Source organism: Mesorhizobium sp. NPDC059054 (genome assembly GCF_042739215.1).
GTDB lineage: Bacteria > Pseudomonadota > Alphaproteobacteria > Rhizobiales > Rhizobiaceae > Mesorhizobium.
Genome location: NZ_JBHYHV010000001.1, coordinates 890,073 through 912,812, shown reverse-complemented (window position 1 = coordinate 912,812; position 22,740 = coordinate 890,073). Strand labels below are relative to the sequence as shown.

Sequence of the window (22,740 nt, the reverse complement as noted above, 5' to 3'; positions counted from 1 at the left end):
CGCCCGCATTCCATTCAGCGGTGCTGCAAGGCTGAAGAATCATTCCCGCGCAAAGGTGTCTGAACGTCCGGCAAAGGTCCCGGCGTTGTCACATATGCTTTGCTGCCCTATCCACTACTTTAACTTGACAAATGTAGTCAAATTTATTTGGGGCTTGGAATGGTTCGAATGGGCGTCACGGCGTATCCGGTTGGCAGAGCATGGTGGGGCACCTATCGCAGTCGTCTGTTGCGCGACTCGATTCTCGCCTTTGGTGCCATGTTGGCACTGCCTCTGCCGGCAAACGCCCAGGATGCGACAGAGCCCACCCAACTCGAAAAGATCACTCTCGAAGGGGAAAGCGCTCGCGGTCCCGACAAGGGTATCGTCGTCAAACAAAGCGTCAGCGCGTCAAAGACCAACACGCCTCTCAAGGAGACGCCGCAAGCCATCAGCATCGTCACGCGCGATCAGATGAAGGCTCAGGGCGTAGACAGCGTTGCCGACGCCCTGCGTTACACGCCTGGCGTCCTGCCCGACCCGAACGGCATGGATGTGCGCTACGACTGGCTCTACATTCGCGGCTTCAACACGTTCGGCACGAGCTGGCTGGATGGCCTGATCCTGCCGGGTGATCCGACAGGCTATGCAACACCGACCATCCATCCCTTTGCGCTCGAGCGCGTTGAAGTGATCAAGGGGCCGGCATCCGTGCTCTACGGGCGCACGGTGCCGGGCGGGCTTGTCAATCTGGTGAGCAAGCGGCCGCAGGAAACGGCGCACCGCGAAGCCTCGATCAAGACGAGCGCCTTCGGCGGCATCGAAGGTGCCATCGATGCGACCGGACCGCTCACGCCGGATGGAGAATGGCTCTATCGCTTCACCGGCCTGGCCAAGAATATGCACACGCAGATCGACATGGAGCGCGATCGCAAGATCCTGCTGGCGCCCAGCCTGACCTGGAACCCTTCCACCGATACCTCGCTCACGCTCTATGGCTATTACCAGCGTGACCGCGACATCTTCAGCCCGCGTTTCTACCCGGCAATCGGAACGCTGCTGCCCAATCCCGCAGGGCAGATCCCGCGCGACGTCTTCCTGGCCGACCCCAACGCGAACCAGTTCAACCGCGACTTCTTTGCCGCCGGTTACGAGTTTTCACATCGCTTCAGCGAAACCTGGACGGTGCGCCAGAACCTCCGCTACGCCCGCGCTGAGCAGGACATGTTCCTGGCCCTCGTCAATCCAGCTTTCGCCTACACACCCGGCGCGCCGTCCAGCCAGTTGAACAGGGTTACCGGCGTTTCGAACGACAAGCTGTCTACTTTTGCGGTCGACACCCAGGCCGAGGCGGTGTTCGACACCGGCGCCCTCAACCACACAGTCCTTTTCGGCCTCGACTACATTCACAGCGTCACGGATACCAACTTCGGCAATACCGGTGCGGGCGTGAGCGTGCCGCCGCTCGATTTCCTCAATCCTATCTATGGGCTACCGATTCCGAACGCGCCGATACAGCGTTCCGGCCTTCAGAAACAGGATCAGATCGGCTTCTACGCGCAGGACCAGATCCGCTACGACCGATGGGTCGGCACGTTTGGATTGCGATACGATCGGTCCAACATCGAAAGCACGAACCGCATGCTGGCAGGCGCGCGGCCTGTGGAAACAGACGATAGCCGACTGACCTGGCGCGCGGGCGTCACCTATCTTTTCGACAACGGCCTCGCGCCTTATGCCAGCTACACGACTTCGTTCCTGCCGACCCTGGGAACGGATAAATCGAACAATCCCTTCCGTGCCCAGACCGCGCAGCAATTCGAAGTGGGCGTCAAATATGAACCGGTCGGCGCGCGCGGCATGGTTGGCCTTTCAGTGTTCGACCTGACGCTCGAAAATGCGCTGACCCCCGACCCTACCGACACGCGCTTCTCCGTCCAGGCAGGCAAGCAGCGCGTCCGCGGCGTCGAACTGGAAGCCAAGGTAGAGCTCACCCCTGAACTCGACGTGCTCGGCGCCTATGCCTACTCGCATTCGGAAGTGCTGCGGTCGAACAGGGCCGTGGAACTGGGTCGCGAGATGCTCAGGCTGCCCGAGCATCAGGCCAGCCTTTGGGCAATCTACCGGCCGAGCTATATGCCTGGCCTCGCCCTCAGCGCCGGCGTGCGCGCCATGTCGTCTTACCAGACTGACAGCACCTATCTGGCGCAACTGCGTATTCCGGCACGCACACTCGTGGATATCGGTGCAGAATATGACTTCGGGGCTGTCGACAAGACGTTCGAAGGCACCAAACTGCAGGTCAATGTGAGCAATCTGTTCGACAAGAAATACGTCTCGCACTGCCTGAACCTGACCGGCGGCAGCTGCAACTACGGCGCAGGGCGCACGATCACCGCAGGCATCAATTACACATGGTGACGGTGTCGAGCTGCTGGACCGCAAGACCACGCGCCGCCCTGGCGCCGTTCTTGCTGCGGTCGACGCTCGCAGAGCGTTTCCGTTTTTCACGGAAACGCGGAAACGCTCCAGCCCTTTGTTTCTACGCAATTCCGGACGCAAAACCGCTGCGCACTTTTGCTGGAATTGCTCTGGTGCTTGGCCTGGCTTTTCTGTTCAGCAACGTCGGCTGGCAGCCGGCACGTGCCGAGATCCTTTTGACCGACGCGGCCGGCCGTGAGATCCGGCTGGAAAAACCGGCAACAAGGATCGTGACGAACGAAAGCCTGCTCCTGCTTTCGCTGGCGCTGATCGATCCCGACCCTGCGACGAAAATCGTCGGATGGGCCGCGCCCAGACGCCTCGATAGCGGTGTCCATACCGCGTTCCGCAAACAGTTCCCGAAGGCGATGGATATTCCAGAGGTCGGCGGCGTGCTGCCCAGCAAGAGCTCCGCCGAAGCGATCCTGAGCGCGCGTCCCGATATCTTCGTCGTCAGCATCTGGGACCCCGGCTGGAACGACATTGTCGAGATTCTGAAGTCCGCCGGTGTCCAGACGATCTTCCTGGACAGCCCCAAGAACAGCACGCTCAGCCCCGCTGAAGTGACCGCCTTCTCCATGAAATTGCTCGGCAAGGCGATCGGCCGGGATGCGAAGGCCAGTGAATACGCCGGCTTCGTCAAGGAGCGCTACCGTCAGATCGAAGAACGGCTCAAAGGCGCAAAGGATCGGCCGAACGTGCTGATCGACGCCCACGCCGGCGCCGTCTGCTGCGCATCGCCGGGCGCGAGCAACCGCATGACCGAGGCCATAGAGATGGCCGGTGGACACAGCATTGGCGCCGATATCCCCGGCTATGATGGGCAGCTCAGCGCGGAGTTTGTCCTCGGCGTCGATCCCAAGGTCTATATCGCGACTGGCGGCCCGCACCTTGCCGCGCAAGGTGGCCTGGTGGTGGGAGGCGGCGTGAGCGCGCAATCGGCCCGCGCTTCGTTGCAGGCGGCGATCGGTCGTGATTTCCGCGGCGAACTGACCGCGATACGCAGCGGTCGCGCCTATGCCGTGTCACACCAGCTCTCAATCTCTGCCCTGAATTTCCTCGTTTTCGAATGCTTCGCCAAATGGCTGCATCCGGAGCTTTTCAGCGACCTCGATCCCAACCATACCCTGGCCGAGATCAACGAACGCTTCATGGCCGTACCGCTCGAAGGCACGTTCTGGATCAGTTTGAAGGACGATGCTGCGGCAACTCCGCAATGAGATGTCCAGCTTTCGAAAGCATCCAGCAGTACGACATTTCTAGTGTGCGACAGAATCCAAGCTTGAACGCAAGGCTTTGATCATGATGACATTTTCTGCCCGGACCCGTGTGGCGCTGTCCGATCCCGAGGCGATCATCGCACCGGTCTGCGAACATATGCTCGAACATGGCGGCGTCGCACGCATGGAAGGTGGCGTCCGCATCCTCGAATTTTCCGGTGCCCGTGCGCGGTTTCGCCTGACCGACGACGGCACATTGGTGGATGTCGAGGCCAACAGCCTGGAAAACCTCTATTTCGTGCGGGTTGCCGTTGCCTCGCACATCCTGGAATTCTCCGAGCCTGCCGCCCCCACCATCGTCTGGAGTGGCGACGGAGGGGAACTGGCGCGTCCGCCAAATTTCCAGATCTTGCACATCGTCGATGTACAAGACATCACACCCCACATGCGCCGCATCTCATTTCGTGGCGACAATGTTGCCCGCTTCGCGGGAATGAACGCGCTGCATCTCAATGTCCTGTGCCAGCATCCCGATCTCGCGGCGCCGCAATGGCCGACAGTCGGCAGCAACGGGCTCGCCCAATGGGAAGATCCGGCAAGACGCCCGACCTTGCGGAAATACACGGTACGCTCACTCGATGTCGCCGCTGGCAGGCTCGACATCGATTTCGTGCTTCATGCCGACGCCGGACCGGGATCGGCGGTGGCCGAGATTGCGCAAGTCGGAGCCGAGGTCGGCGTCATCGGTCCGGGTGGTGGTGGCCTCGTCGAAGCTGATTGGTATCTCTTCGCCGGAGACGAAACGGCCCTGCCCGCGATTGCTCGCATGCTGGAGCACCTTCCCGCGCAGGCACGCGGCAAAGCATTCATCGAAGTTGCTGACAAGGACGAAGTCCAGCACCTCACCTTTCAGGCCGACATCGAAGTGACATGGCTCTGTCGCAATGGTGCGGCCGCGGGCACGACGTCGCTGCTGGCCGACGCCGTGCGAAGCAGCGTGCTGCCGCGCGACGGATCATCCGTCTATGTCTGGGCCGGCTGCGAATTCGCTGCATTCCGTCAGATCCGCAGCTATTGCCGTACCGAACTCGGTCTCAAGAAAGACGAGCATCTGGTGGTATCCTATTGGAATCGCTGCAACAGTGCGGAATAAGCACATACGCAAAAGCAATTCCAGGAAAAGTGTGTAACGGTTTTCCGTCCGGAATTGCGTAAAAACAAAGAGTTAGAGCGTTTCCGTGAAAAACGGAAACGCTCTAGGGATGATAGACAAGGTCATTCCTCAGGGATGAACGCCGAATTGTAGACGACTTCCCAAAGATGGTCGTCCGGATCCTGGAAATAGCCGGCATAACCGCCCCAGAACGTTTTCTGTGCCGGCTTCACCAGCCGTGCCCCGGCCGCGATTGCCTTTTCCATGACGGCATCGACTTCCGCCTCCGTTGCCACATTATGGCCGAGCGTGAGCTCGGTCGGGCTGCGACCGGTCTTCCCGATCCCCGCATCATGGGCGATGCTTGAACGCGGGAAAAGGGCGAACTTCAACCCGCCTGGCAGATCGAAGAAGACGACGGCGCCATGCTCGAACTCGGTTCCGATGATGCCTTCCGTCTGCAGCCCCAGACCGTCGCGGTAGAATTTCAGCGACGCCTCGAGATCGTCGACACCAAGCGTGATAACGCTGATCCTGGGTTTCATAATGATGGCCTTTCCTAAAGGACGTCGGTTGTCGCCAGCGAGAGCAACACCGGCTCTTTGTCCTCTCTGCACCCAAACGAAGGGCGTTGCTTGAACATTTCGGCCAATCTCGCCGGCTGGAATGGCTGGCCGGTTGAACCCCGGCCCTATCGGACGTACCTGTTGAAGACGAAACCGGCCAAACATTCGAGGGTCAGGGAGATTATCATGCAGGCGGTGCCGGCACAGGCAACCGGCCATTATCATGAGCGTCCGGTCGCGCCTTTCCTGCGCGACTGGTTCTCTGCCGTGTGGGTCCACCAGTTGCCGGAAGCCGCGGCGCCGCCTGTGGTGGTGGCGCCAGACGGAACAATCGATTTGCAATGGATCGACGGTCACTTCCGTGTCGCCGGCCCCGACAAAGATCCGCAAACCGAAATGATCACAGCCGGCACGGCCGTCATCGGTTTTCGCTTCCAGCCAGCCGCTGCCGCTGCTTGGCTCGGCGTTCCTGCGAATGAGCTGCTTGGACAGCGGCTGACGATCGAGACCGTGCTCGGCCGAAAAGGTCGGTTGCTGGACGCCGATATCCGGCATCGGCCCAATCTCGCCGAACTCATCGCCTCCCTCGAGAAGAGCATCGCGGATCATGCCCACTGCGATGCTGCAGACCACACCATGCAGGCCGCGTTCCGGCTGATCGGAGGCGGCCCACCTGCGGCTGCGCCGCTCATTCCCTGGCTGGGACGAGCGCTGGCGATGAGCGAGCGTACGCTCAGGCGCCGTTTCGATGAAAGTTTCGGCTATGGTCCGAAAACGCTCGACCGGATCCTGCGCTATCAGCGCTTCAGGCGCTTGTCACGAAACTCGGAAACAACCACAGCAATGCTGGCGGCTGAGGCCGGCTATGCGGATCAGGCGCATCTGGTGCGGGAGAGCCGCCGCCTGACCGGCAGCACACCGGCACAGCTGGAGCGCATCCTGGCCGGCGAACGGTAAGTCGAACCTTTCCGTCTCTACTTGCGTGCGTCTCTCAGCCCGTCGCCCATGCCTGGCCAGCCGCGATAGCCACGTAGCGAGCAGCTTTGCCAAGCCCGACCAGCGCAACGAACCACCACAAGCCGACGCGGGCCGCCCCTGCTGCAACGGTCAGTGCATCGCCGATGATCGGCAACCAGGCGAAAAGCAATGTCCAAACACCATAGCGCCTGAACAGGCTCACCGCCTGCTCATAGCGCTCGCGCGAAACCGGGAACCAGCGACGGCCGTGCAACACTTCGACGCCACGGCCGATCGCCCAGTTCACCAGGGACCCAGCCGTATTGCCGACGGTCGCCGCGATGATCAGAAGAACGGGATCGCCACGGCCGGCGGCGAGCAATCCGAGCAGAACCAGCTCGGATGACGCCGGCAGCAGCGTTGCGGCTAGAAAGGCGCTTGCGAACAACGCGCCATAGGGTGCGAGTACTTCCACCAGAACCACACCCCATCTTCCGTCTTTGGTGCCAGTCAGACCGTTACGTCGACAATGCCCATCATGCCAAGCTGCTCGTGCTCGAGAATATGGCAATGGTACATGCGTTGTCCCGGCTGGTCCTGCTTCAACAACAGCCGCACGGTTTCGCCCTGCGCAACGTTGACGGTGTCCTTCCACGCTCGATAGGCAGGCGGCGTCACCTTGCCGTCGCGTTCGTGCTCGACAACCTGGAACTGCGTGCCATGGACATGGAACGGATGGTCCATGTCGGCCTTGTTGATCACTTCCCAGAGTTCGATTTCGCCGACCTTGGCAGTGACGTCGACGCGTTGCATGTCAAAGGCCACGTCGTTGATGAAGAAACCCATCTCCATGCCACCAGCACCCATGCCCATCTTTTCGGTGAAGACAAAGCGGCGGTTGATTTTGGGGGAACCAAGGGTTGCGATGGTGCGCAGCTTCTCGGGCAGCGGCGGCATCGGCTCCCTTGCCGTCTCGGAGACGTTGACGGTCAGCAGCGCAAGCCCGGCATCATCCGGCTTGCCCGGCCCCATCCAGCCGCGCTCGTAAGCGAGCGTTTCCAGCCGTGCCGCGCCCGGCTTGTCGAATGACACCACCAGTTCGAGGCGCTCCGCCGGCGCCAGCAACACATCGTCCACCACGACCGGGGCCTCCAGCAAACCGCCATCCGTTCCAATCACCGTCATGACCGCCGCGCCGAAGGAGAGCTTCAGGAAGCGCGCATTGGTGGCGTTGTAGAGGCGGAAGCGGCGTTTGGCGCCAAGCGGCACGTCGAGCGTCGGGTTCTTCTGGCCGTTGACCAGGACATGATCGCCGACGCGGCCATTCATCAGGTCGACCATCGAATTTTCGGGGATGGTGCCGTCCGCACCAAGACGGAGATCGGTGAAGACGAGCACGGTATCGCCATAGACCGCCGGAACCGGATCGGCTCTCGTCTTGACCACGAAGACACCAGCCAGCCCACGGTAGACCTGTTCGGCCGTCTTGCCGTGCGGATGCGGGTGGAACCAGTAGGAGGCAGCACTCCCCGCCGGCAGATCGAATGCATAGCGGCGGTTGGTGCCCGAAGCGACGGGATCCATCGGATTGCCATCCTGATCGGCCGGTACCGGCATGCCGTGCCAGTGGATGGTGCTATCCTCGCCGGGGATATCGTTGGTGAAGTCGATCTCGACGCGATCGTCTTCGAAGACTTCTATCAGCGGACCAGGCGTCATGCCGTTATAGGCAAGCACCGGCGTTTCGACGCCTTCGGCGAAACGGACCGTCGCCGGCGCGGCCGTCAGCTTGGCGCGGAAAAGGCCAGCCTTGTCGGATTGGTTGGCCAATCTGGACACTTCACGCAACGCCTCGCCTTCCTTCAGGACGAGTGATGCTGCCGGCTTGGCTGGTTCGGTTGCCATGCCATGGCCGGAATGGTCCATGCCCGGCATCGCCTTCATGTCGTCCATTTTCATTTGTGCCAGCGCGTGGCCGCCGGTGGCGAGCGTGGCGAGACTTGCCGTCAGAAAGGTGCGCCGATGCATTGGAGAACTCCTCGTGCGATGGTCTTGATCAATTGTGGTTCAGTGGGCGCCGTAACGTCTCGAGGCGGAACGCCGGGGCTTCGGCGGAGCTGCTTCATGGCCGCTCGAAAGTTCCTCTATGATGGGGCAGTTCGGCCGCTCATCACCGTGGCAGGTCTTGGCCAAATGCCGCAGCGTTTCCGCCATGGCATGCAGCTCACGCATCTTGCGCTCGAGCTCCACGACATGTGCCATCGCAAAACGCTTGACGTCGCCGCTGGCGCGCGAGCGGTCGCTCCACAGCGCCAGCAGGTTCGTCATCTGTTCAACCGAAAAGCCGAGATCGCGCGCCCGGCGGATAAAGCGCAGCATGTGCACCTCATCGGGTGAATAGTCCCTGTAGCCGGCTTCAGTGCGCGCCGGGCTGGCGATCAAACCGACCTGCTCGTAGTAGCGAATCATCTTGGCCGACACGCCCGAGGCGTTGGATGCTTGTCCGATGTTCATCGACCCGCCTCCTTTTGGCAGGATCGGGCCGCATCCCTGCTGCGGACAGACGAGGCAGAGTTTTTCATGGTTTTCGCAACTCCCTTCCGGTTGTTGCCAAAACAGATAGAGTTTCCAGTGACTGGAAGGTCAAGCGACTGTTTTCAAGAATTTCATCGCCGCCTGGATCGCTCGCCGGGCGTCGCAAGCATGTCGCATCGAAGCGCTTGACCTTCCCAGCGTGGCAAGCCCCACACCCCCCTCATCAGCCACGAAAGGAGTGTTGCGATGCTGAACCTGAAAATACCGGAGATGACCTGCGGCCATTGCGCCAGCACAGTCGAGAAAGCGGTGAAGGGTATTGATCCCAAAGCCAAGGTCACCGTCGATCTCGGCACATCGACCGTATCGGTTGAAGGCGCCACGGACGACGAGGCGATTTCAGCTGCGATCCTGGAGGCAGGCTACGCCAACGAAAAGCTTGTCGTCACCTGCTGCGGCAGCTGTCACTAGAGCAATTCCAGGAAAAGTGTGTAGCGGTTTTCCGTCCGGAATTGCGTAAAACAAACAGTTGGAGCGTTTCTGTGAAAAAACGGAAACGCTCCTACGAAAACGGCCCCGCTTTTTGACGGGGCCGTTTAAAACTTCTGACGAGGTTCCTGCGAAGAGACCGCGTCGTCACGCCATTCGGAAATGGCTAGCCAGCAAATCTCACTCTCAGCCGCCCATCCATTGCGGCAGGCAAGCCTTGGCGATGATATGCGCCGGTGGGATCGTCGGCTCGATGCCGGAACGCATTCGGGCCCTTTCGAGAAGCAGGCGTACGTGTTCCGGCCGCCAACCGTCGCGCTCCATCACGAGTTGCACGATCTGGTCGCCTAACAGCTCTTCCAGGGTCTCTCTGCGCTCACTCATGTCTCGCCTCTTCGAAAGCCACCCGCGATGCATAGATAGGGCCCCAAACATGGCAGCCCAATGATGGTTCGTCGGCTATTTCGAGGAATTTGAAGAAAAAAATGCGGCAGCGTCAGTGATGTATTTCACACACGCTCGACGGGCGGCACGCCGTAGCACGGCAGCTGTTCATGCCGGAGGCGGTGCACCCTCGAATTGCGGCAAACCGTCGTTGATGGCGAGCCAGGGCTGCTTCGAAGATACAAATATGTGCATCTCGGGCGCGAAGGTTGTCGGATCGTCGAGCGACCCCGAAGTCACGCCCACGATGCCGGCTTTATCGCGCTGCGATAGCATGGTCGTGCCGCAATGCGGACAGAAGCCGCGTCTGATTTCCGTCGAAGAATTGACCATGGCCAGCGGCCCTTCGACAGCCACCGCATCAATACGAAACAGGAGCCGCGCATTGAATGCCGCGCCGATCGCCTTCTGGCAAAGGCGGCAATGGCATATGCGCTGGTTGATCGGCTCGCCCTCGGCGGAATAGCGCACCGCGCCGCACAGGCAACCACCTTGGTATTTCATCGTCGTTCCAGCATCCTCGAAAAGGGAAACGGCACGGTAGCTTGCCGCTCCATGCCGTCAAATCAAAAGCCGTGATGCGGCTCATTCGAGCCGTCGATCAAAGTGTCTTAGAGCGCCGCGTGTCCGTTCGGACACGCAAAGGACGCTCTAACACTTTTGAATCTACGCATCGTGCTTTCCGAAAATCGATTACGATTTTCGGGCCGATGCGCTAGCCAACGCCTCGAGCTGATCGGCACAGATACCCCAACCCTCGTGGAAACCCATCTGTTCGTGCTGCTCGCGGTCGGCGGCTGTCCAGTGCCGCACGCGGGCAATGTAGCGGGTCTTGTCGGTGCCTTCGTCCTCGAAGGTCAGCACGACGGTCATGAAGGGTTTCTGAGAAGGCTGCCAGTCACCGACATAGGCATCAGTGAAAACCAGCTTTCGACCGGGAACCACTTCCAGATATTGGCCAGCGTTGGGGAATTCGCTGCCGTCCGGCCCCGCCATTACGACCAAGGACGCGCCGCCGGCGCGCAGATCCACTTCGGCACGCGGTGTCGTCCACGGTTTCGGCGCGAACCACTGCGTCATCAGCTTGGGGTCGGTCCAGCAGCGATAAACGGCTTCACGCGGTGCATCGATGATGCGGGCAAGAACCAGTTCGTTCTCCGACGAAGGTGCGATGTCGAGCTTGGTTGGCATGGTAATCCTCTCCTTGATACGTTGATTTGCGGTCTTCGCACCAAGGACGGATCATGTTGCAGCGACCCGACATCCTCCTCGAAAATTTTCAGCGGGCGATGTGAAAACAGGATTCATTTCAGGCATTTGCGAGCGAAAGCGAAAGCTTCAATGCTTTCTCGCCTGGACCAGATAGGCGTCGATGGTCTCCTCACCCAGCCATTTCGCGGCTTCCAGCCGATGCAGCCCTTCGACCAGCACATGGCGTTTGCCGTCATGCCGAACCTGGATCGGCATCTTCATGCCGTTTTCCAGGATATCCTCGGCAAGGTGGCGAACGGTTTCGGGATGCAAAGTCTTGCGCCGTGCCGTCGGCACGTAGATGTCGTCGATCTTGACCCTGTGCACTCTCAGCATAGCCGCTCCCAGGAAAGCATCCGTGCATCCTAGATAGTCGACTTACGCGCCGGCACCAAGCTGGCCCGATGCTTTCCATTTGACGCCCGGCAAGCCGATGACCGAAATGAGCGGGAGTAGTCATCCAGCGCCATCAATCCTGTGACAAAATCCAATCTCTTTCATTTCACCCGCTTGCCGCGCCCCACGGTCGACCGCGCCGACGGCATCTACCTTTGGGACAAGGAAGGCCGCCGTTACATCGACGGCTCCAGCGGGGCGGTGAACGTCAACATCGGCCATGGCAACCATGCTGTGATCGACGCGATGAAGCGGCAGATGGACCGTGTCAGCTTTGCCTACACCATTCATTTCGAGAGCGAGCCGGCGCTGGCACTCGGGCGCGAACTGGCGGAGCGCCTGCCGGCGGGGCTGGATCGCGTCTATTTCGTCTCCGGCGGTTCTGAGGCGGTCGAGGCCAGCCTGAAGCTCGCACGGCAATGGGCCGTCGCCACAGACCAGCCCAAGCGCTGGAAAATCATCGGGCGCATGCCGTCCTATCACGGCATCACGGTCGGCTCGCTCGGCGTAACTGGTGACGAAGTCCTGACCCCCGCCTTCATGCCCATCGGTAAACCGATGCCCCTGGTTCCGGCACCCTTCGTGTATCGAGACAGGGACAATCTCTCCCTCGAAGAACGGGGGCTGCGCTATGCCGACATGCTCGACGACAAGATCGTCGAGGAAGGCGCCGATAGCGTGCTCGCCTTCATCATGGAACCGATCGGGGGCGCCGCGACCGCGGCCCTGGTACCGCCTGACAGCTATTTCACCCGCGTCCGCGAAATCTGCGACCGCTACGGCATCCTACTCATCCACGACGAGGTCATGACCGGCGTCGGCCGAACCGGCAGGTTCCTGGGCGGCGATCACTGGAACTGCCGGCCGGACATCGTCGTGCTCTCCAAGGGGCTGTCCTCCGGATACGCGCCGCTGGGAGCGATTGCGGCGACCGAGGCGGTCGTCGGCCCGGTGCTTGCCATGGGCGGCTTCCTGCATGGCCACACCTATGGTGGCAATCCCGTCGCCACGGCTGCGGGCCTTGCCGTGCTTGGCGAGATCGACAGGCTTGGACTCATCGAGAACGCCGCTGCCATGGGCGAAGTGCTGAAAGCAGAACTGCAGGCCTTGACGGGGCGGTTTCCTTTCGTGGCCGATATACGCGGCAGGGGACTGCTGCTCGGTGCCGAGCTTTATGCCGACCCGGTCGCCAAAACGCCTTTACCGCGCGACCGCGATGCCAATGTGCGACTCATCGATCTTGCCTTCGAGCGTGGACTGATCATCTATTCAAGGCGTGTGCGCGGCGGCCCGGAGAGCGACAATTTCATGGTCTGCCCACCGCTGATCGTCACGCGCGGACAGATAGGCGAAATCATCGACGTGCTGGGCGACAGCCTGCAAGCTCTGGCCGACGAACTCGGCCTGCCGGTCAATTCCTGAGGATCGCCATGGCGCCGAATAAAGTCATCATCACCTGCGCAATCACCGGTTCGGTGCATACACCGTCGATGTCGCCCCATCTGCCGGTCACGCCCGACCAGATCGCCGCGGATGCCATAGCAGCCGCCGAGGCCGGCGCCTCGATCCTGCATCTGCATGCGCGCGATCCGCAGGATGGCCGACCGACAGCAGATCCCACCGTGTTCATGCAGTTCCTGCCACGCATCAAGCAGGCAACCGACGCCGTGGTGAACATCACCACGGGCGGCTCTTCGCTGATGACTTTAGAAGAGCGCCTGGCCGCACCTTTGCAGGCCGAACCGGAAATGTGCTCGCTCAACATGGGGTCGATGAATTTTGCGCTGTTCCCGATGCTGGATAAGCCTCGCGACTGGCAACACGAATGGGAGCCGAAGCTCCTGGAAGCAACGCGCCACACCATCTTCAAGAACACCTTCGCCGACATGGAGACCATCCTGGACAAGCTCGGCAAGGGTTGCGGTACGCGTTTCGAGTTCGAATGCTACGATGTCGGCCACCTCTATTCGCTCGCGCATTTCCGCGACCGCGGACTTGTGCAAGGCCCCCTCTTCATCCAGTTCGTTCTGGGCATTCTGGGCGGCATCGGTGCCGATCCGGAAAACCTCCTCCACATGAGGCGGATCGCCGACAAGCTGTTCGGTAGCGACTACAGGTTCTCCGTACTCGCCGCCGGCCGCCAGCAGATGCCGCTGATCTCGATGGCGGCGGCCATGGGCGGCAATGTCCGGGTCGGATTGGAAGACAGTCTCTATGACGGTCGCGCGCTGGCGAAGTCCAATGCCGATCAGGTCAAGCGCATCCGCGGAATACTCGAAGGCCTGTCACTGGAGGTCGCAACGCCCGCCGAAGCGCGCCAGATGCTGGCGCTCAAGGGTGGCGACCGGGTGGCATTCTGATGACCGGCCTGAAACAGGCGACTGTTCATATCCGCCCGGCGGGGGTGGAAGACGTGGCGAACATCCACGTGGCATTGCTGGGCATCGCCGAGACGGTCGGCGAGCTCCACAAGATGCAGTCCACGCCCGAAGACATCCGCCGCGACGGTTTCAGCGACAAGCCGCATTTCCAGGTCCTGATCGCAGAAATCGATTCAGAGTTTGCCGGCATGTGCCTGTATTTCCCTATCTATTCCACCTGGAGAGGACGGCCTGGCGCCTTTGTTCAGGACCTTTTTGTCGCGGAAAATTTCCGCGGCAGGAAAATCGGTGAAAAGCTGCTGCGGCATCTGGCGCGGCAGGTCAGCGGCGAAGGCGGTGTTTACCTGGAACTCGCGGTCGACACCGGCAATATCGGTGCGCAACGTTTCTACGAACGCATCGGCATCGCCCATCAGGCCGACGACCAGGTCCACAGGATCATCGGCGATGCGCTCTTCGCCTTCGCTGCGGCCAAGGATTTCGGGGACGACACGTGAAAGCTTATTATGCCGACGAACAGAAGCGCCACGATCCCAAGGCTTTTCTTTCCAGCGGCGCGCCGCAGCCCAATCCGGAGCAGCCGGAACGTGTCGAACGGCTGAAGGCTGGCGCGCTTGCCGCCGGCTGTTCGATCGAGCGGCCGCGCGACCTTGGGCTTGGACCGATAGCTGCCGTGCACACGCCGGAATATCTCGATTTCCTCGAACATATCTTCGAACGCTGGCAACGCATCGAAGGCGCCTCCAAGGAAGTCATTCCGAACATCCACCCGCTTGCGCGCACCGGCTCCTACCCTGCATCCGCCGTCGGCCAGGCCGGTTACCATATGGCCGACACCGCCTGCCCGATCTCAGCGGACACCTGGAACAGCGCATTGTGGAGCGCCTGGAGCGCCGTGGACGCAGCTGAAGCCGTGCTTTCAGCCGAACCTGCCGCCTATGCGCTCTGCCGTCCGCCCGGCCACCACGCCTTCGCCGATGTGGCCGGCGGTTTCTGCTTCATCAACAATTCTGCCGTCGCCGCGCAAGTGCTCCGCGGCCGAGCGGCGCGCGTGGCGATCCTCGATGTCGACCTGCATCACGGCAACGGCACACAAGGGATCTTCTACACACGCCCCGACGTCCTCACCGTCTCGATCCACGCCGACCCGGTGCGCTTCTACCCCTTCTTCTGGGGACATGCCGACGAGCGCGGCGAAGGGCCCGGCCTGGGCTACAATCTCAACCTGCCCCTGCCCCGAAAATCCGGCGACGACGCATTCCTCGAAGCGCTCCACACCGCTTTCCGCCGCATCCGCAGCTTCGCGCCGGATGCCCTTGTCATCGCGCTTGGGCTCGATGCTTTCGAAGGAGATCCTTTCGGTGGGCTGTCGGTTTCGACGCCCGGCTTTGCGCGCATCGGCGAAGCAATCGGCAGGTTAGGCCTGCCGACGGTGATCGTGCAGGAAGGCGGCTATCTGTGCGATGCGCTCGGCGCCAACCTGACCAGCTTCCTCAGCGGCTTCGGCGCCAGCCACCATCAATCGCGATAGCGTCAGCGCTGCTGCCGCAGCATGGCGATGGTGCGGCTTACGCTTTCCAGCGTTTCGCCCACCTCGCTTGCTGTATTGTAGTGCGCGATACCGATACGCACGACACCCTGGTCGGCGGGAATTCCGAGTTGGTGGACGATCTCCCAGGCGTAGTTGTGCCCTGACCACAGGAAGATGCCTTCGGCATTCATCGACCTGACAATGCTTTCCGGCTCGATACCCTCAACGGTGAAGGAGACGGTCGGCACCCGCTCGTGCACCCGTGCTTTATCGGTAATGCCGTGAATGGTCAGCCCATCGATCGCCGAAAGCCCGTCGATCAATTGTAGCGCCAGCACGTTTTCATAGGCGATGGAAGCGCTGAACGCCGCCGCGATCTTATCACGACGCGAACCCTTCGCACCGGCAGCTTCGCCCAGACGCTCGAAATGGCCGATCGCGGCTGTTAGCCCCGCCATCAGCTCGATCTGCGGCGTTCCGAGCTCGAACCGCTCCGGCAGTTCGTTCGAGGAGCACCGGCATTTGTAAGGCTGGAGGGCGTCTATGACCGCGCGCCTGCCCCACAGGATGCCCATATGCGGGCCGAAAAACTTGTAGGCCGAGCAGATCAGGAAATCGCAGCCGATCCCGGCAACGTCGACAAGCCCATGCGGTGCGAATTGCACGGCATCGACATAGACCAGCGCGCCAGCCTCCCTGGCAATGCGGGTGAGATCCTTCACCCGGTTGATGGAACCTGTGAGATTGGAAGCGTAGCTCAGCGCCACGAGCCGCGTTCGATCGTTCAGAAGAGCGGACAACGCAACCGGCTCGACCTGCCAGCTTTCCTGGTCGAAAGGCAGCCAGCGCACGACAAGCCCACGATCCTCGGCCAGTTGCAACCAGGGCGAGACATTGCCCTCATGGTCCATGCGAGTGAGGATGATCTCGTCACCCGGAGCGAAATCACGACCCAGCGTGCGCGACATGTGGTAGGTCAGCGTCGTCATGTTGGCGCCGATGACAATCTCCTCGGCCGTTTCCGCGCCGAGGAAATCCGCCATCGCAGAGTGGGCATCGTCGACGACCTTCTGGGCAGCCAGGGTCGTCTTGAAGAAACCGCCGAGGTTGGCATTGGTGCTGAGGAGGCATTGCGACACCGCATCGGCAACCGATTTCGGCACCTGGGTTCCAGCCGGATTGTCGAGATAGATGCGACGACGACCGCTATCTGTCAGCGAAAGCGCCGGAAACGCACCGCGCACGAATTCGATCGGAAAATCCATCCTGTCCTCGCTCTGTCTGCCCATTCTTCATGCCGTGCCAGGGAGAGCACCACTAGAGACAGAAGTACCGACCCGCTGATGCACGAAGCCAGCGTTCTGTATGTCTGATGTCCGGAACCGCAAAGCTAACGGCGGCGCGTGGCGGCCAGGGCCTTTTTCCTGGCGTCGTCGATCAGCATATTCGCCACCTGCATCCGGATCATGGCGCGTTGCCTCAGATGCGGCGCGACCCGATCCGGATGATTGGCGAAAGCGAAATCGCGGCGCAGGCGCGCAAGATCGGCCGCCTTCGCGATACGGCCAAGGCCGAGTTCTGAAGCGATGGCGTCAGGATCGATGGGCGGCAGGACTTCTTCCGGCTCGGGATGCTCGTCGGCCAGCGCGATGCGCGCCTGATCGAGCAGAGCCGAGAATTCAGCGGCCAGATCAGCTCCGCTCTCGCGATATTCGGCTGCTACCGCCTCGCCGGAAACCTTGATGCGGCCGGAATGCAATTCGTCGACGACGGAAAGATAGTCGAAGGGAATGGTCGGTTTGGCGCCGACCTCGTCCGCTTCCCCGGAAGCGACAAAGAGATCGTCGAGCAGGGATGCGAAATCCCGCTTGGCTCCGGTAGCGATGTCAGCCTCCCAGCGATGCGCGCCCAACCCTATGTGCGCGGACGATACATCCGGCTCGTTAAGAATGCATGCCATCGACGACGGGATTTTTTAGCGGTTGGCCCGATCTCTCCAAAACATCCGCCGACGCTATTCTTCCGTATTTTCAACGAGGTGCGACATATTGTGCAGCGCAGCATAAAACCGGCTCATGTGGCGATGCTGCACTGCAATAGCGGTCATGAATCACCTATATGGGAAGCGGGAGGATCAACCGGAGCCGAGAACCATGGGGTTCTTCACCGAGATGTTCACCCGTCCGCGCCCGCAGGAGCAAGTGCGTTATCGCGCATCGCTGGCGCTCATCTATGCGATGAGCCGTGCCGACCGCGCCGAGGCTGGCATCAAGCCGGCGGATTTTCCGCGTATCGCCCGCACGCCTGTTCTACGCTAGGCCCTAGCATTCGACAGGCCCAGCAGCCTGGCCCCTCAGCGGAAATTCAGGACTTCTGCCCGCCGCTTATGAAGGTCGTCTTGCCCAGCGGCACACCGTTGTGCCGGAGGATGTCGTAGGCGGTCGTCACGTGGAAATAGAAGTTCGGCATGGCAAAATGCAGCAGATATTGCAGGCCGGGCATGGCGATCTGCCGGCCACCAAGCTTCAATTCGATGTTCCTGTCTTCCGAACCATGGATGTCATCGGCTGAAAAGGTCGCCAGATAGTCCGTGGTACGGCCGATGCGCGCGTGCAGATCGTCGAAGGTCAACTCATCATCCTCGAAACGAGGCGCGTCGCGCCCCGCGAGCCTTGAACTCGCACCCTTGGCGTGATCGGTTGCGATCTGAACCTGTCTGGTCAGCGGAAACATATCAGGAGCAAGCCGCGCGAACAGGAAGACTTCCGGGTCGATCTTGCGTTCCACAGCGTTCTGCTCCGCAGCGTTCAACACGCCGGCCAGTGCCTTCAGCCTCGCCATAAACACCACAACCGATGCGTCATACATGGATATCGTCATAGCCGTCTTCCCTGTTGCCCCAACCAAGACGTAGCGCTTCCACCGACGATTCTTCAAGCGTCGCCAAGCCGTCACGCGCCTGCCTCATTCGACATCGATGCTGGTCGCGTCGAGTGGAGATTCTTCGATGAAAAGTGCCCTTTTCGCCGCGACTGCAGCCATCGGCCTTACGCTGTTGGGTCAAGCCGCCCGAGCCGCCGAACCACCCTATCTCGACGACCGGACCGATGCCGCCGCGGTCATCCGCTCGCTCTACAATGCCATCAGCCGCCATGAATATGCGCGTGCCTGGGATTACTTCGGCGACACCAAGCCGGCCAAGGATTTCGACAGCTTCAGCAAAGGTTATGAAGGCACCGAAACGGTCGAAGTGGTGACCGGAAATGCGGGCAGCGACGGGGCCGCCGGCAGCATCTACTATACCATTCCTGTCGCTATCCGCGCAGTCGACAAGGGCGGCAATGGCAAGGTCTTCGCCGGCTGCTATACGCTGCGCCAGGTCAATGCCGAGATTCAGGCACCGCCCTTCAGTCCGATCCGCATCGAGAAAGGCGCGCTGAAGCCCTCCGACAAGGACCTCGGAGAGGCTCTGCCGGAAAGCTGTGGCGACAGCCCTCCAATTCCGAAAAAGGATGCGGAATTGGATCAGGCAAAAAGAGCCTTTCTCGCCAGCTATGCCGATGAATGCGATCCGGAAGGCCCCGCCGGACGCCAGATCGGTGACCCTACGGTCTACAGCATCAGCTACAAGCCCTCCGACGATCAGCCGGACAAGACGGTGCGGCTGTTTCAATTCTTCTGTTCGACGGCTGCCTATAATGAGAGTTCGATCTTTTATTTCTCGGATGCCGAGCAGAGCGTGAACCAGTTGCAGTTCGCCGTGCCGGAACTCGACATCCAGTATGAAAACGGCAACACGGAAGGCAAGGTCGAGCATATCGGCATCACCGGGTTCCGCACCGTCGACCGGCTCGTAAACGCCGGTTACGACGAGAATGCCCACACGCTCGTCTCCAATGACAAATGGCGCGGTCCGGGCGATGCCTCATCAAGCGGCACCTACCTTTTCCGCAATGGAATGTTCGCCCTGGTACAGTACGATGTCGATGCAAGCTACGATGGCGAAATCAACCCCGAAACGGTGATCGACTACAACACCGCGCCCTGACCACCGACGAAGCCGGCTTACTTGGCGCGCGACAGCATCCAGTTCAGCGTCTCGCGCCAATCCGTCATGCGGATCGGCGTGCCATGGGTCCCGGTTTCGAAGCGCACGAAGCGGGCAGGATAAGCTTTCGACTTGGCAAGGATCGAGCGGAAGAAAGCCTCCTGGTTCTCAACCGGAAAGACCGGGTCCTTGCTTCCCTGTCCGAAGAAAACCGGCACGCGTCGCTTGAAGGCTGGGCTGGTGAAGAAGCTTTCATCCCACAGCGACCCCAGCAGCAGCAGCCCATCGAGGCGGTTGCCGGTATCGGCACGACCAGCCAGTTTCCAGCACAGCGCCCCGCCCATCGAGCCGCAGGCGATGAAGATTTTCGCACCCTGCGAACGCTCGGCATAATAGTCGATCAGCGCAGCCACCTGGCCAGCGCCCTTGTCTCCGAAATCGGTGAAATCCGGCGACAGATACAAGCCGCCATTGTTGGCCATCAGGTTCTTGATGCGATTGAAATTGCCGCCGAACGTAAAGTCGTCCACCCCTTGCTTGCGGCTGCCGCCTTGCCCGTGCAGGTAGAGCACGATGATGGCCGCCCCCTCGGTCTTGCCGACCGCGACATGGCGCAGCGTGCCCGCATCGGTCTTCAGCGCCAGATCCTGCTGCACGCTGCGCACGCCGGTCGACGTGTACCGGGGCTGTACGCGCCGTTCCGGCACGGCATCGCGCTCGTTGATGTCGCGCATTTCGCGATAGTCGACCACGCGATAGACGTCGCCCTTCTCGGCGGAAAGTATGCCGGGATAGGCAAACAACTCATCCTTGAAGGGTTTCAGCGTTTGCGCTTCGGCGAAAATCACTGTCGAGGCAAGCGACAGCAGAAGCGCCAGCGGAAAGCGAAGACGGCGCACAAGGCTGGAAGTTGGATGGGAAAAAACAATCGGGATCATGAAAGAGCGTTGCGTTGTCGCAAGCCCTTTTGTCAATCCTGCAACACGCCGCCAGCGTCGGCCAGCGCCTCGCGCGTGTCGACGTCGACGAAGGCACCTGCACCGATCTCGACGTCGATGACGTCCAGTCCCTCCGCCTCGACCAGATGACGGGCACCGGTGTCACCCTCCAGATGACTGACGGCAGCAAACAAGGAGCGCGGCAGGATCACGGGATTGCCGCGTCGCCCGTCATGCGAGGCGCGCACCACCGAACGACCGCCGGAAGCGCGGAAAGCGTCGATCAGCCGGTCGAGATCCGTTGATGATATACCCGGCATGTCGCCCAGCATCACCAGCGCTCCGGCTGCGTCATCTGCAAGTGTGGAGACCCCGACCTTGAGCGAGGTCGACAGACCTTCGGCGAAATGCGGATTTTCGGCGAAAGTGACTTCAAGGCCAGCGAGCGCGTTTTTCACCCGCTCGCCCTGATGACCGGTGACCACGATCACGCCATCCGCCTTCGAGCCCAGTGCGCGCTCCGCGCTCAGTCGCGCCAGCGGATTGCCGCCGAAGAGCGCGAGCAGCTTGTTCGGCCCGCCCATGCGGCTGGAGCGGCCAGCCGCCAGCAACACGACCGGCACCTTCGGCACCAGCGCCTTCGTTTCTCCCTTGGCGGAGGCGAGCTCACGCGGCTGCGGCCGGGTCGGTATCTCCATCAAAAGCCCACCCACGCCCATGCCGGCGATATCCTCCTTTGTCACCGGAATGCCGGTCATCAACCGATCCAGCACCCAGTCGAAGCCATTCAGCTTCGGGCTGCGCGCACAGCCCGGCGCGCCGAGCACGGGTTTGCCCTGCCGCTCGCCCAACACGAAAAGATTGCCGGGATCGACCGGCATGCCGGAGCGGTGGACGATGCCGCCGGATGCATGAATGGCTGCCGGGATAACGTCCTCATCGGGGTCACTCATCGCCGAGGCCCCGAACACCAGTACCATGTCGCTGTCATCGGCCAGTTGCTCGATGGCGCGGGCGACTTCTGGTGCGGAATGCGGCGTGCGGATCTCGCCTGAGATCGTACTGCCGGTACGCCCCAGGCGTTCCTCGGTGACCTGGAGGGTCTTGTCCAGAACGCTGCCCTTGATCGAGGGCAGCACGGTTTGCACCACGCCCACCCTGAACGGTCTGTAAGGATGCATGCGGAAGGCCTCCCGTCCGCGCCCAAGCTCCTGTGCACGCTCCAGCACGCCTTCCGGGACGGCAAAGGGGATGATCTTGATCGTCGCCACCATCTGCCCCTCCACCATCGGCGCGAAAGGCGGCATGGTGGCGATGGTGATGTCGGGATCGACCAGATTGATGGAATCGATCAGTTGCCTGTCGACCGTGAAAACACCGGAAACGGTCGCATGGAGGTTGACCCGACCGGTGGCTGCAGGCTTCGCCTCGATGCCGGCGAAAGAAAGCCCGGAGGCCAGTCGCTCGGCAGCGACATTCTCCTCGACATCATCGGCGGCGAGCACGGCGACGATGACGTCCTTCAGGCCTGCACCGCGCATCGCGGCGATGTCTTCGGCGGAAAGCACGCGCGCCTTGCGGAAGCGCTTTCCTCCGACCACAGTCGAATGCGCCAGGATAGCGCCTTCGGCTTCCTCCAGCGGCACCGGCCCGAATTTCACGCTGCTTCGCCCTTGCGTTCCAGACCGCGCGAACGGAAGGCGCTGATCACCTCAGCCAGCACCGCCACCGCAATCTCGGCCGGGCTTGCCGCGCCGATGTCGACGCCGATCGGCGAATGGATGCGCGCGATATCCTCGGCACCCGCGCCCAGGGCTAGCAGGCGCTCGACCCGTTTGGCGTGCGTCTTGCGGCTGCCAAGCGCACCGACATAGAAGCAGCGCGCGTCGAGCGCCGCCTTCAGTGCGAAATCGTCGATCTTGGGATCGTGGGTGACGGCAGCAAGCGCCGTGTAGCCATCGAGCGGCTGCCGCGCCAGGACATCCTGCGGCCATTCGGCGTGAAGCGGGACATCGGGGAAACGATCCGGCGTGGCGAAAGCGGTACGCGGATCGATGATCTCGACCGGATAGCCCGCGATCCTGGCCATCGGCGCAAGCGCCTGGCTGATATGGACGGCACCGACAACCACAAGGCGCGGCTGCGGCAGGTGGGCGTTTAGGAAGAAGGTGCGCCCCTCGGCCTCGACGGAACCGGAAAGCCCGGTGCGAAAGGCCCTTTCGATGGCGGCACCGAGTTCACCGGCGACGGTATCGCCCTCGCGTACGACACGGTCACGCCCGTCACCAAGGTCGGTCACGAGAACGGCGGCGCGGCGTGCGCGGCGCTCGACGTTCAACGTCTTGAGAACATAGGGATCCATGCTTCGATA

The 22,740-nt window shown here is 61.4% G+C and carries 25 protein-coding genes; 11 read left to right on the top strand and 14 right to left on the bottom strand.

The window, feature by feature from the left end:
* Positions 1-168: 168 nt before the first annotated feature.
* From ACFWXH_RS04400 to ACFWXH_RS04390, 3 genes are all read left to right on the top strand, one after another.
* A complete protein-coding gene (locus tag ACFWXH_RS04400) occupies positions 169-2,400 on the top strand; it encodes a TonB-dependent siderophore receptor (protein ID WP_379117846.1) in 2,232 nt (743 codons plus the stop codon).
* 173 nt (positions 2,401-2,573) lie between these two features.
* Positions 2,574-3,680: an ABC transporter substrate-binding protein gene (locus ACFWXH_RS04395; RefSeq protein ID WP_379117844.1), complete on the top strand. Its 1,107-nt coding sequence runs from the start codon at positions 2,574-2,576 to the stop codon at positions 3,678-3,680.
* 82 nt (positions 3,681-3,762) lie between these two features.
* Positions 3,763-4,833, top strand: coding sequence for a DUF2218 domain-containing protein (locus ACFWXH_RS04390; RefSeq protein WP_379117842.1), 1,071 nt, complete (start codon positions 3,763-3,765; stop codon positions 4,831-4,833).
* A gap of 122 nt (positions 4,834-4,955) precedes the next feature.
* Here ACFWXH_RS04390 and ACFWXH_RS04385 read toward each other — a convergent pair whose 3' ends face one another.
* A complete protein-coding gene (locus tag ACFWXH_RS04385) occupies positions 4,956-5,378 on the bottom strand; it encodes a VOC family protein (protein WP_379117840.1) in 423 nt (140 codons plus the stop codon).
* A 207-nt stretch (positions 5,379-5,585) separates the two neighbouring features.
* On the opposite strand from ACFWXH_RS04385, the gene ACFWXH_RS04380 reads away from it, so the two are divergent.
* A complete protein-coding gene (locus tag ACFWXH_RS04380) occupies positions 5,586-6,356 on the top strand; it encodes a helix-turn-helix domain-containing protein (RefSeq protein WP_379117838.1) in 771 nt (256 codons plus the stop codon).
* A gap of 34 nt (positions 6,357-6,390) precedes the next feature.
* Here ACFWXH_RS04380 and ACFWXH_RS04375 read toward each other — a convergent pair whose 3' ends face one another.
* From ACFWXH_RS04375 to cueR, 3 genes are read right to left on the bottom strand one after another with little or no spacing between them, the layout of a single operon-like run.
* The gene (locus ACFWXH_RS04375; RefSeq protein ID WP_379117836.1) at positions 6,391-6,831 is read right to left on the bottom strand and encodes a YqaA family protein; all 441 of its coding nucleotides are present in this window, start codon (positions 6,829-6,831) and stop codon (positions 6,391-6,393) included.
* A 35-nt stretch (positions 6,832-6,866) separates the two neighbouring features.
* Positions 6,867-8,384, bottom strand: coding sequence for a multicopper oxidase family protein (locus ACFWXH_RS04370; protein ID WP_379117834.1), 1,518 nt, complete (start codon positions 8,382-8,384; stop codon positions 6,867-6,869).
* A gap of 39 nt (positions 8,385-8,423) precedes the next feature.
* A complete protein-coding gene (cueR, locus tag ACFWXH_RS04365; protein ID WP_379117832.1) occupies positions 8,424-8,870 on the bottom strand; it encodes a Cu(I)-responsive transcriptional regulator in 447 nt (148 codons plus the stop codon).
* A 267-nt stretch (positions 8,871-9,137) separates the two neighbouring features.
* Here cueR and ACFWXH_RS04360 point away from each other — a divergent pair, with 267 nt between their 5' ends.
* Positions 9,138-9,362 (top strand): heavy-metal-associated domain-containing protein, encoded by a 225-nt coding sequence (locus ACFWXH_RS04360; RefSeq protein ID WP_379117830.1) that lies wholly within the window; start codon positions 9,138-9,140, stop codon positions 9,360-9,362.
* A gap of 204 nt (positions 9,363-9,566) precedes the next feature.
* Here the strand turns inward: ACFWXH_RS04360 and ACFWXH_RS04355 are convergent, their stop codons facing one another.
* The 4 genes from ACFWXH_RS04355 to ACFWXH_RS04340 all read right to left on the bottom strand — a co-directional run bounded on the left by ACFWXH_RS04355 (position 9,567) and on the right by ACFWXH_RS04340 (position 11,411).
* Positions 9,567-9,764 carry a hypothetical protein gene (locus ACFWXH_RS04355; protein ID WP_054314062.1) on the bottom strand — a complete coding sequence of 66 codons (198 nt, stop codon included), beginning with the start codon at positions 9,762-9,764 and terminating at the stop codon, positions 9,567-9,569.
* Positions 9,765-9,932: 168 nt separating this feature from the next.
* Positions 9,933-10,328 carry a GFA family protein gene (locus ACFWXH_RS04350; protein ID WP_379117828.1) on the bottom strand — a complete coding sequence of 132 codons (396 nt, stop codon included), beginning with the start codon at positions 10,326-10,328 and terminating at the stop codon, positions 9,933-9,935.
* A 189-nt stretch (positions 10,329-10,517) separates the two neighbouring features.
* Positions 10,518-11,015 (bottom strand): SRPBCC family protein, encoded by a 498-nt coding sequence (locus ACFWXH_RS04345; protein ID WP_054314060.1) that lies wholly within the window; start codon positions 11,013-11,015, stop codon positions 10,518-10,520.
* A 147-nt stretch (positions 11,016-11,162) separates the two neighbouring features.
* The gene (locus ACFWXH_RS04340; protein ID WP_379117826.1) at positions 11,163-11,411 is read right to left on the bottom strand and encodes a ParB N-terminal domain-containing protein; all 249 of its coding nucleotides are present in this window, start codon (positions 11,409-11,411) and stop codon (positions 11,163-11,165) included.
* A gap of 141 nt (positions 11,412-11,552) precedes the next feature.
* Between ACFWXH_RS04340 and ACFWXH_RS04335 the strand changes: the two genes are divergently transcribed.
* Genes ACFWXH_RS04335 through ACFWXH_RS04320 form a run of 4 tightly spaced genes read left to right on the top strand, consistent with a single transcriptional unit; the run spans position 11,553 to position 15,383 of the window.
* Positions 11,553-12,893 (top strand): aspartate aminotransferase family protein, encoded by a 1,341-nt coding sequence (locus ACFWXH_RS04335; protein ID WP_379117824.1) that lies wholly within the window; start codon positions 11,553-11,555, stop codon positions 12,891-12,893.
* 8 nt (positions 12,894-12,901) lie between these two features.
* The gene (locus tag ACFWXH_RS04330; RefSeq protein ID WP_379117822.1) at positions 12,902-13,831 is read left to right on the top strand and encodes a 3-keto-5-aminohexanoate cleavage protein; all 930 of its coding nucleotides are present in this window, start codon (positions 12,902-12,904) and stop codon (positions 13,829-13,831) included.
* A complete protein-coding gene (locus ACFWXH_RS04325; RefSeq protein WP_379117820.1) occupies positions 13,831-14,349 on the top strand; it encodes a GNAT family N-acetyltransferase in 519 nt (172 codons plus the stop codon). The genes ACFWXH_RS04330 and ACFWXH_RS04325 overlap by 1 nt, the downstream gene beginning before the upstream one ends.
* Entirely contained in the window at positions 14,346-15,383 is a 1,038-nt protein-coding gene (locus tag ACFWXH_RS04320; protein WP_379117818.1) for a histone deacetylase family protein, read from the top strand. The genes ACFWXH_RS04325 and ACFWXH_RS04320 overlap by 4 nt, the downstream gene beginning before the upstream one ends.
* Positions 15,384-15,385: 2 nt before the next feature.
* Here the strand turns inward: ACFWXH_RS04320 and ACFWXH_RS04315 are convergent, their stop codons facing one another.
* Complete coding sequence (locus tag ACFWXH_RS04315) at positions 15,386-16,648, bottom strand: cysteine desulfurase-like protein (RefSeq protein ID WP_379117816.1); 1,263 nt, start codon at positions 16,646-16,648, stop codon at positions 15,386-15,388.
* 125 nt (positions 16,649-16,773) lie between these two features.
* On the bottom strand, positions 16,774-17,235 hold the full coding sequence (locus ACFWXH_RS04310) for a hypothetical protein (RefSeq protein WP_379118960.1): 462 nt from the start codon (positions 17,233-17,235) through the stop codon (positions 16,774-16,776).
* A 301-nt stretch (positions 17,236-17,536) separates the two neighbouring features.
* Between ACFWXH_RS04310 and ACFWXH_RS04305 the strand changes: the two genes are divergently transcribed.
* Entirely contained in the window at positions 17,537-17,701 is a 165-nt protein-coding gene (locus tag ACFWXH_RS04305) for a hypothetical protein (RefSeq protein WP_379117814.1), read from the top strand.
* A gap of 46 nt (positions 17,702-17,747) precedes the next feature.
* On the opposite strand, the gene ACFWXH_RS04300 is transcribed toward ACFWXH_RS04305, so the two are convergent.
* Positions 17,748-18,263, bottom strand: a complete 516-nt coding sequence (locus ACFWXH_RS04300; RefSeq protein ID WP_379117812.1) for a DUF1993 family protein — start codon at positions 18,261-18,263, stop codon at positions 17,748-17,750.
* Positions 18,264-18,390: 127 nt separating this feature from the next.
* Here ACFWXH_RS04300 and ACFWXH_RS04295 point away from each other — a divergent pair, with 127 nt between their 5' ends.
* Entirely contained in the window at positions 18,391-19,431 is a 1,041-nt protein-coding gene (locus tag ACFWXH_RS04295) for a DUF1176 domain-containing protein (RefSeq protein ID WP_379117810.1), read from the top strand.
* A 17-nt stretch (positions 19,432-19,448) separates the two neighbouring features.
* Here ACFWXH_RS04295 and ACFWXH_RS04290 read toward each other — a convergent pair whose 3' ends face one another.
* The 3 genes from ACFWXH_RS04290 to ACFWXH_RS04280 are packed head-to-tail and all read right to left on the bottom strand — an operon-like array spanning position 19,449 to position 22,731.
* A complete protein-coding gene (locus ACFWXH_RS04290; protein ID WP_379117808.1) occupies positions 19,449-20,369 on the bottom strand; it encodes an alpha/beta hydrolase family protein in 921 nt (306 codons plus the stop codon).
* Between the two features lie 32 nt (positions 20,370-20,401).
* Positions 20,402-22,030, bottom strand: a complete 1,629-nt coding sequence (locus ACFWXH_RS04285) for an NTP transferase domain-containing protein (protein ID WP_379117806.1) — start codon at positions 22,028-22,030, stop codon at positions 20,402-20,404.
* Complete coding sequence (locus ACFWXH_RS04280) at positions 22,027-22,731, bottom strand: XdhC family protein (RefSeq protein ID WP_379117804.1); 705 nt, start codon at positions 22,729-22,731, stop codon at positions 22,027-22,029. Before ACFWXH_RS04280 ends, ACFWXH_RS04285 begins: the two co-directional genes overlap by 4 nt.
* Positions 22,732-22,740 lie beyond the last annotated feature (9 nt).

Excerpts from the sequence above, each read along its gene's own strand:
- ACFWXH_RS04400 (WP_379117846.1), top strand. The coding sequence starts at position 169 with ATGGGCGTCACGGCGTATCCGGTTGGCAGAGCATGGTGGGGCACCTAT.
- ACFWXH_RS04390 (WP_379117842.1), top strand. The coding sequence starts at position 3,763 with ATGATGACATTTTCTGCCCGGACCCGTGTGGCGCTGTCCGATCCCGAG.
- ACFWXH_RS04385 (WP_379117840.1), bottom strand. The coding sequence starts at position 5,378 with ATGAAACCCAGGATCAGCGTTATCACGCTTGGTGTCGACGATCTCGAG.
- ACFWXH_RS04380 (WP_379117838.1), top strand. The coding sequence starts at position 5,586 with ATGCAGGCGGTGCCGGCACAGGCAACCGGCCATTATCATGAGCGTCCG.
- ACFWXH_RS04370 (WP_379117834.1), bottom strand. The coding sequence starts at position 8,384 with ATGCATCGGCGCACCTTTCTGACGGCAAGTCTCGCCACGCTCGCCACC.
- cueR (WP_379117832.1), bottom strand. The coding sequence starts at position 8,870 with ATGAACATCGGACAAGCATCCAACGCCTCGGGCGTGTCGGCCAAGATG.
- ACFWXH_RS04360 (WP_379117830.1), top strand. The coding sequence starts at position 9,138 with ATGCTGAACCTGAAAATACCGGAGATGACCTGCGGCCATTGCGCCAGC.
- ACFWXH_RS04355 (WP_054314062.1), bottom strand. The coding sequence starts at position 9,764 with ATGAGTGAGCGCAGAGAGACCCTGGAAGAGCTGTTAGGCGACCAGATC.
- ACFWXH_RS04350 (WP_379117828.1), bottom strand. The coding sequence starts at position 10,328 with ATGAAATACCAAGGTGGTTGCCTGTGCGGCGCGGTGCGCTATTCCGCC.
- ACFWXH_RS04345 (WP_054314060.1), bottom strand. The coding sequence starts at position 11,015 with ATGCCAACCAAGCTCGACATCGCACCTTCGTCGGAGAACGAACTGGTT.
- ACFWXH_RS04340 (WP_379117826.1), bottom strand. The coding sequence starts at position 11,411 with ATGCTGAGAGTGCACAGGGTCAAGATCGACGACATCTACGTGCCGACG.
- ACFWXH_RS04330 (WP_379117822.1), top strand. The coding sequence starts at position 12,902 with ATGGCGCCGAATAAAGTCATCATCACCTGCGCAATCACCGGTTCGGTG.
- ACFWXH_RS04325 (WP_379117820.1), top strand. The coding sequence starts at position 13,831 with ATGACCGGCCTGAAACAGGCGACTGTTCATATCCGCCCGGCGGGGGTG.
- ACFWXH_RS04315 (WP_379117816.1), bottom strand. The coding sequence starts at position 16,648 with ATGGATTTTCCGATCGAATTCGTGCGCGGTGCGTTTCCGGCGCTTTCG.
- ACFWXH_RS04305 (WP_379117814.1), top strand. The coding sequence starts at position 17,537 with ATGGGGTTCTTCACCGAGATGTTCACCCGTCCGCGCCCGCAGGAGCAA.
- ACFWXH_RS04300 (WP_379117812.1), bottom strand. The coding sequence starts at position 18,263 with ATGACGATATCCATGTATGACGCATCGGTTGTGGTGTTTATGGCGAGG.
- ACFWXH_RS04295 (WP_379117810.1), top strand. The coding sequence starts at position 18,391 with ATGAAAAGTGCCCTTTTCGCCGCGACTGCAGCCATCGGCCTTACGCTG.
- ACFWXH_RS04290 (WP_379117808.1), bottom strand. The coding sequence starts at position 20,369 with ATGATCCCGATTGTTTTTTCCCATCCAACTTCCAGCCTTGTGCGCCGT.
- ACFWXH_RS04280 (WP_379117804.1), bottom strand. The coding sequence starts at position 22,731 with ATGGATCCCTATGTTCTCAAGACGTTGAACGTCGAGCGCCGCGCACGC.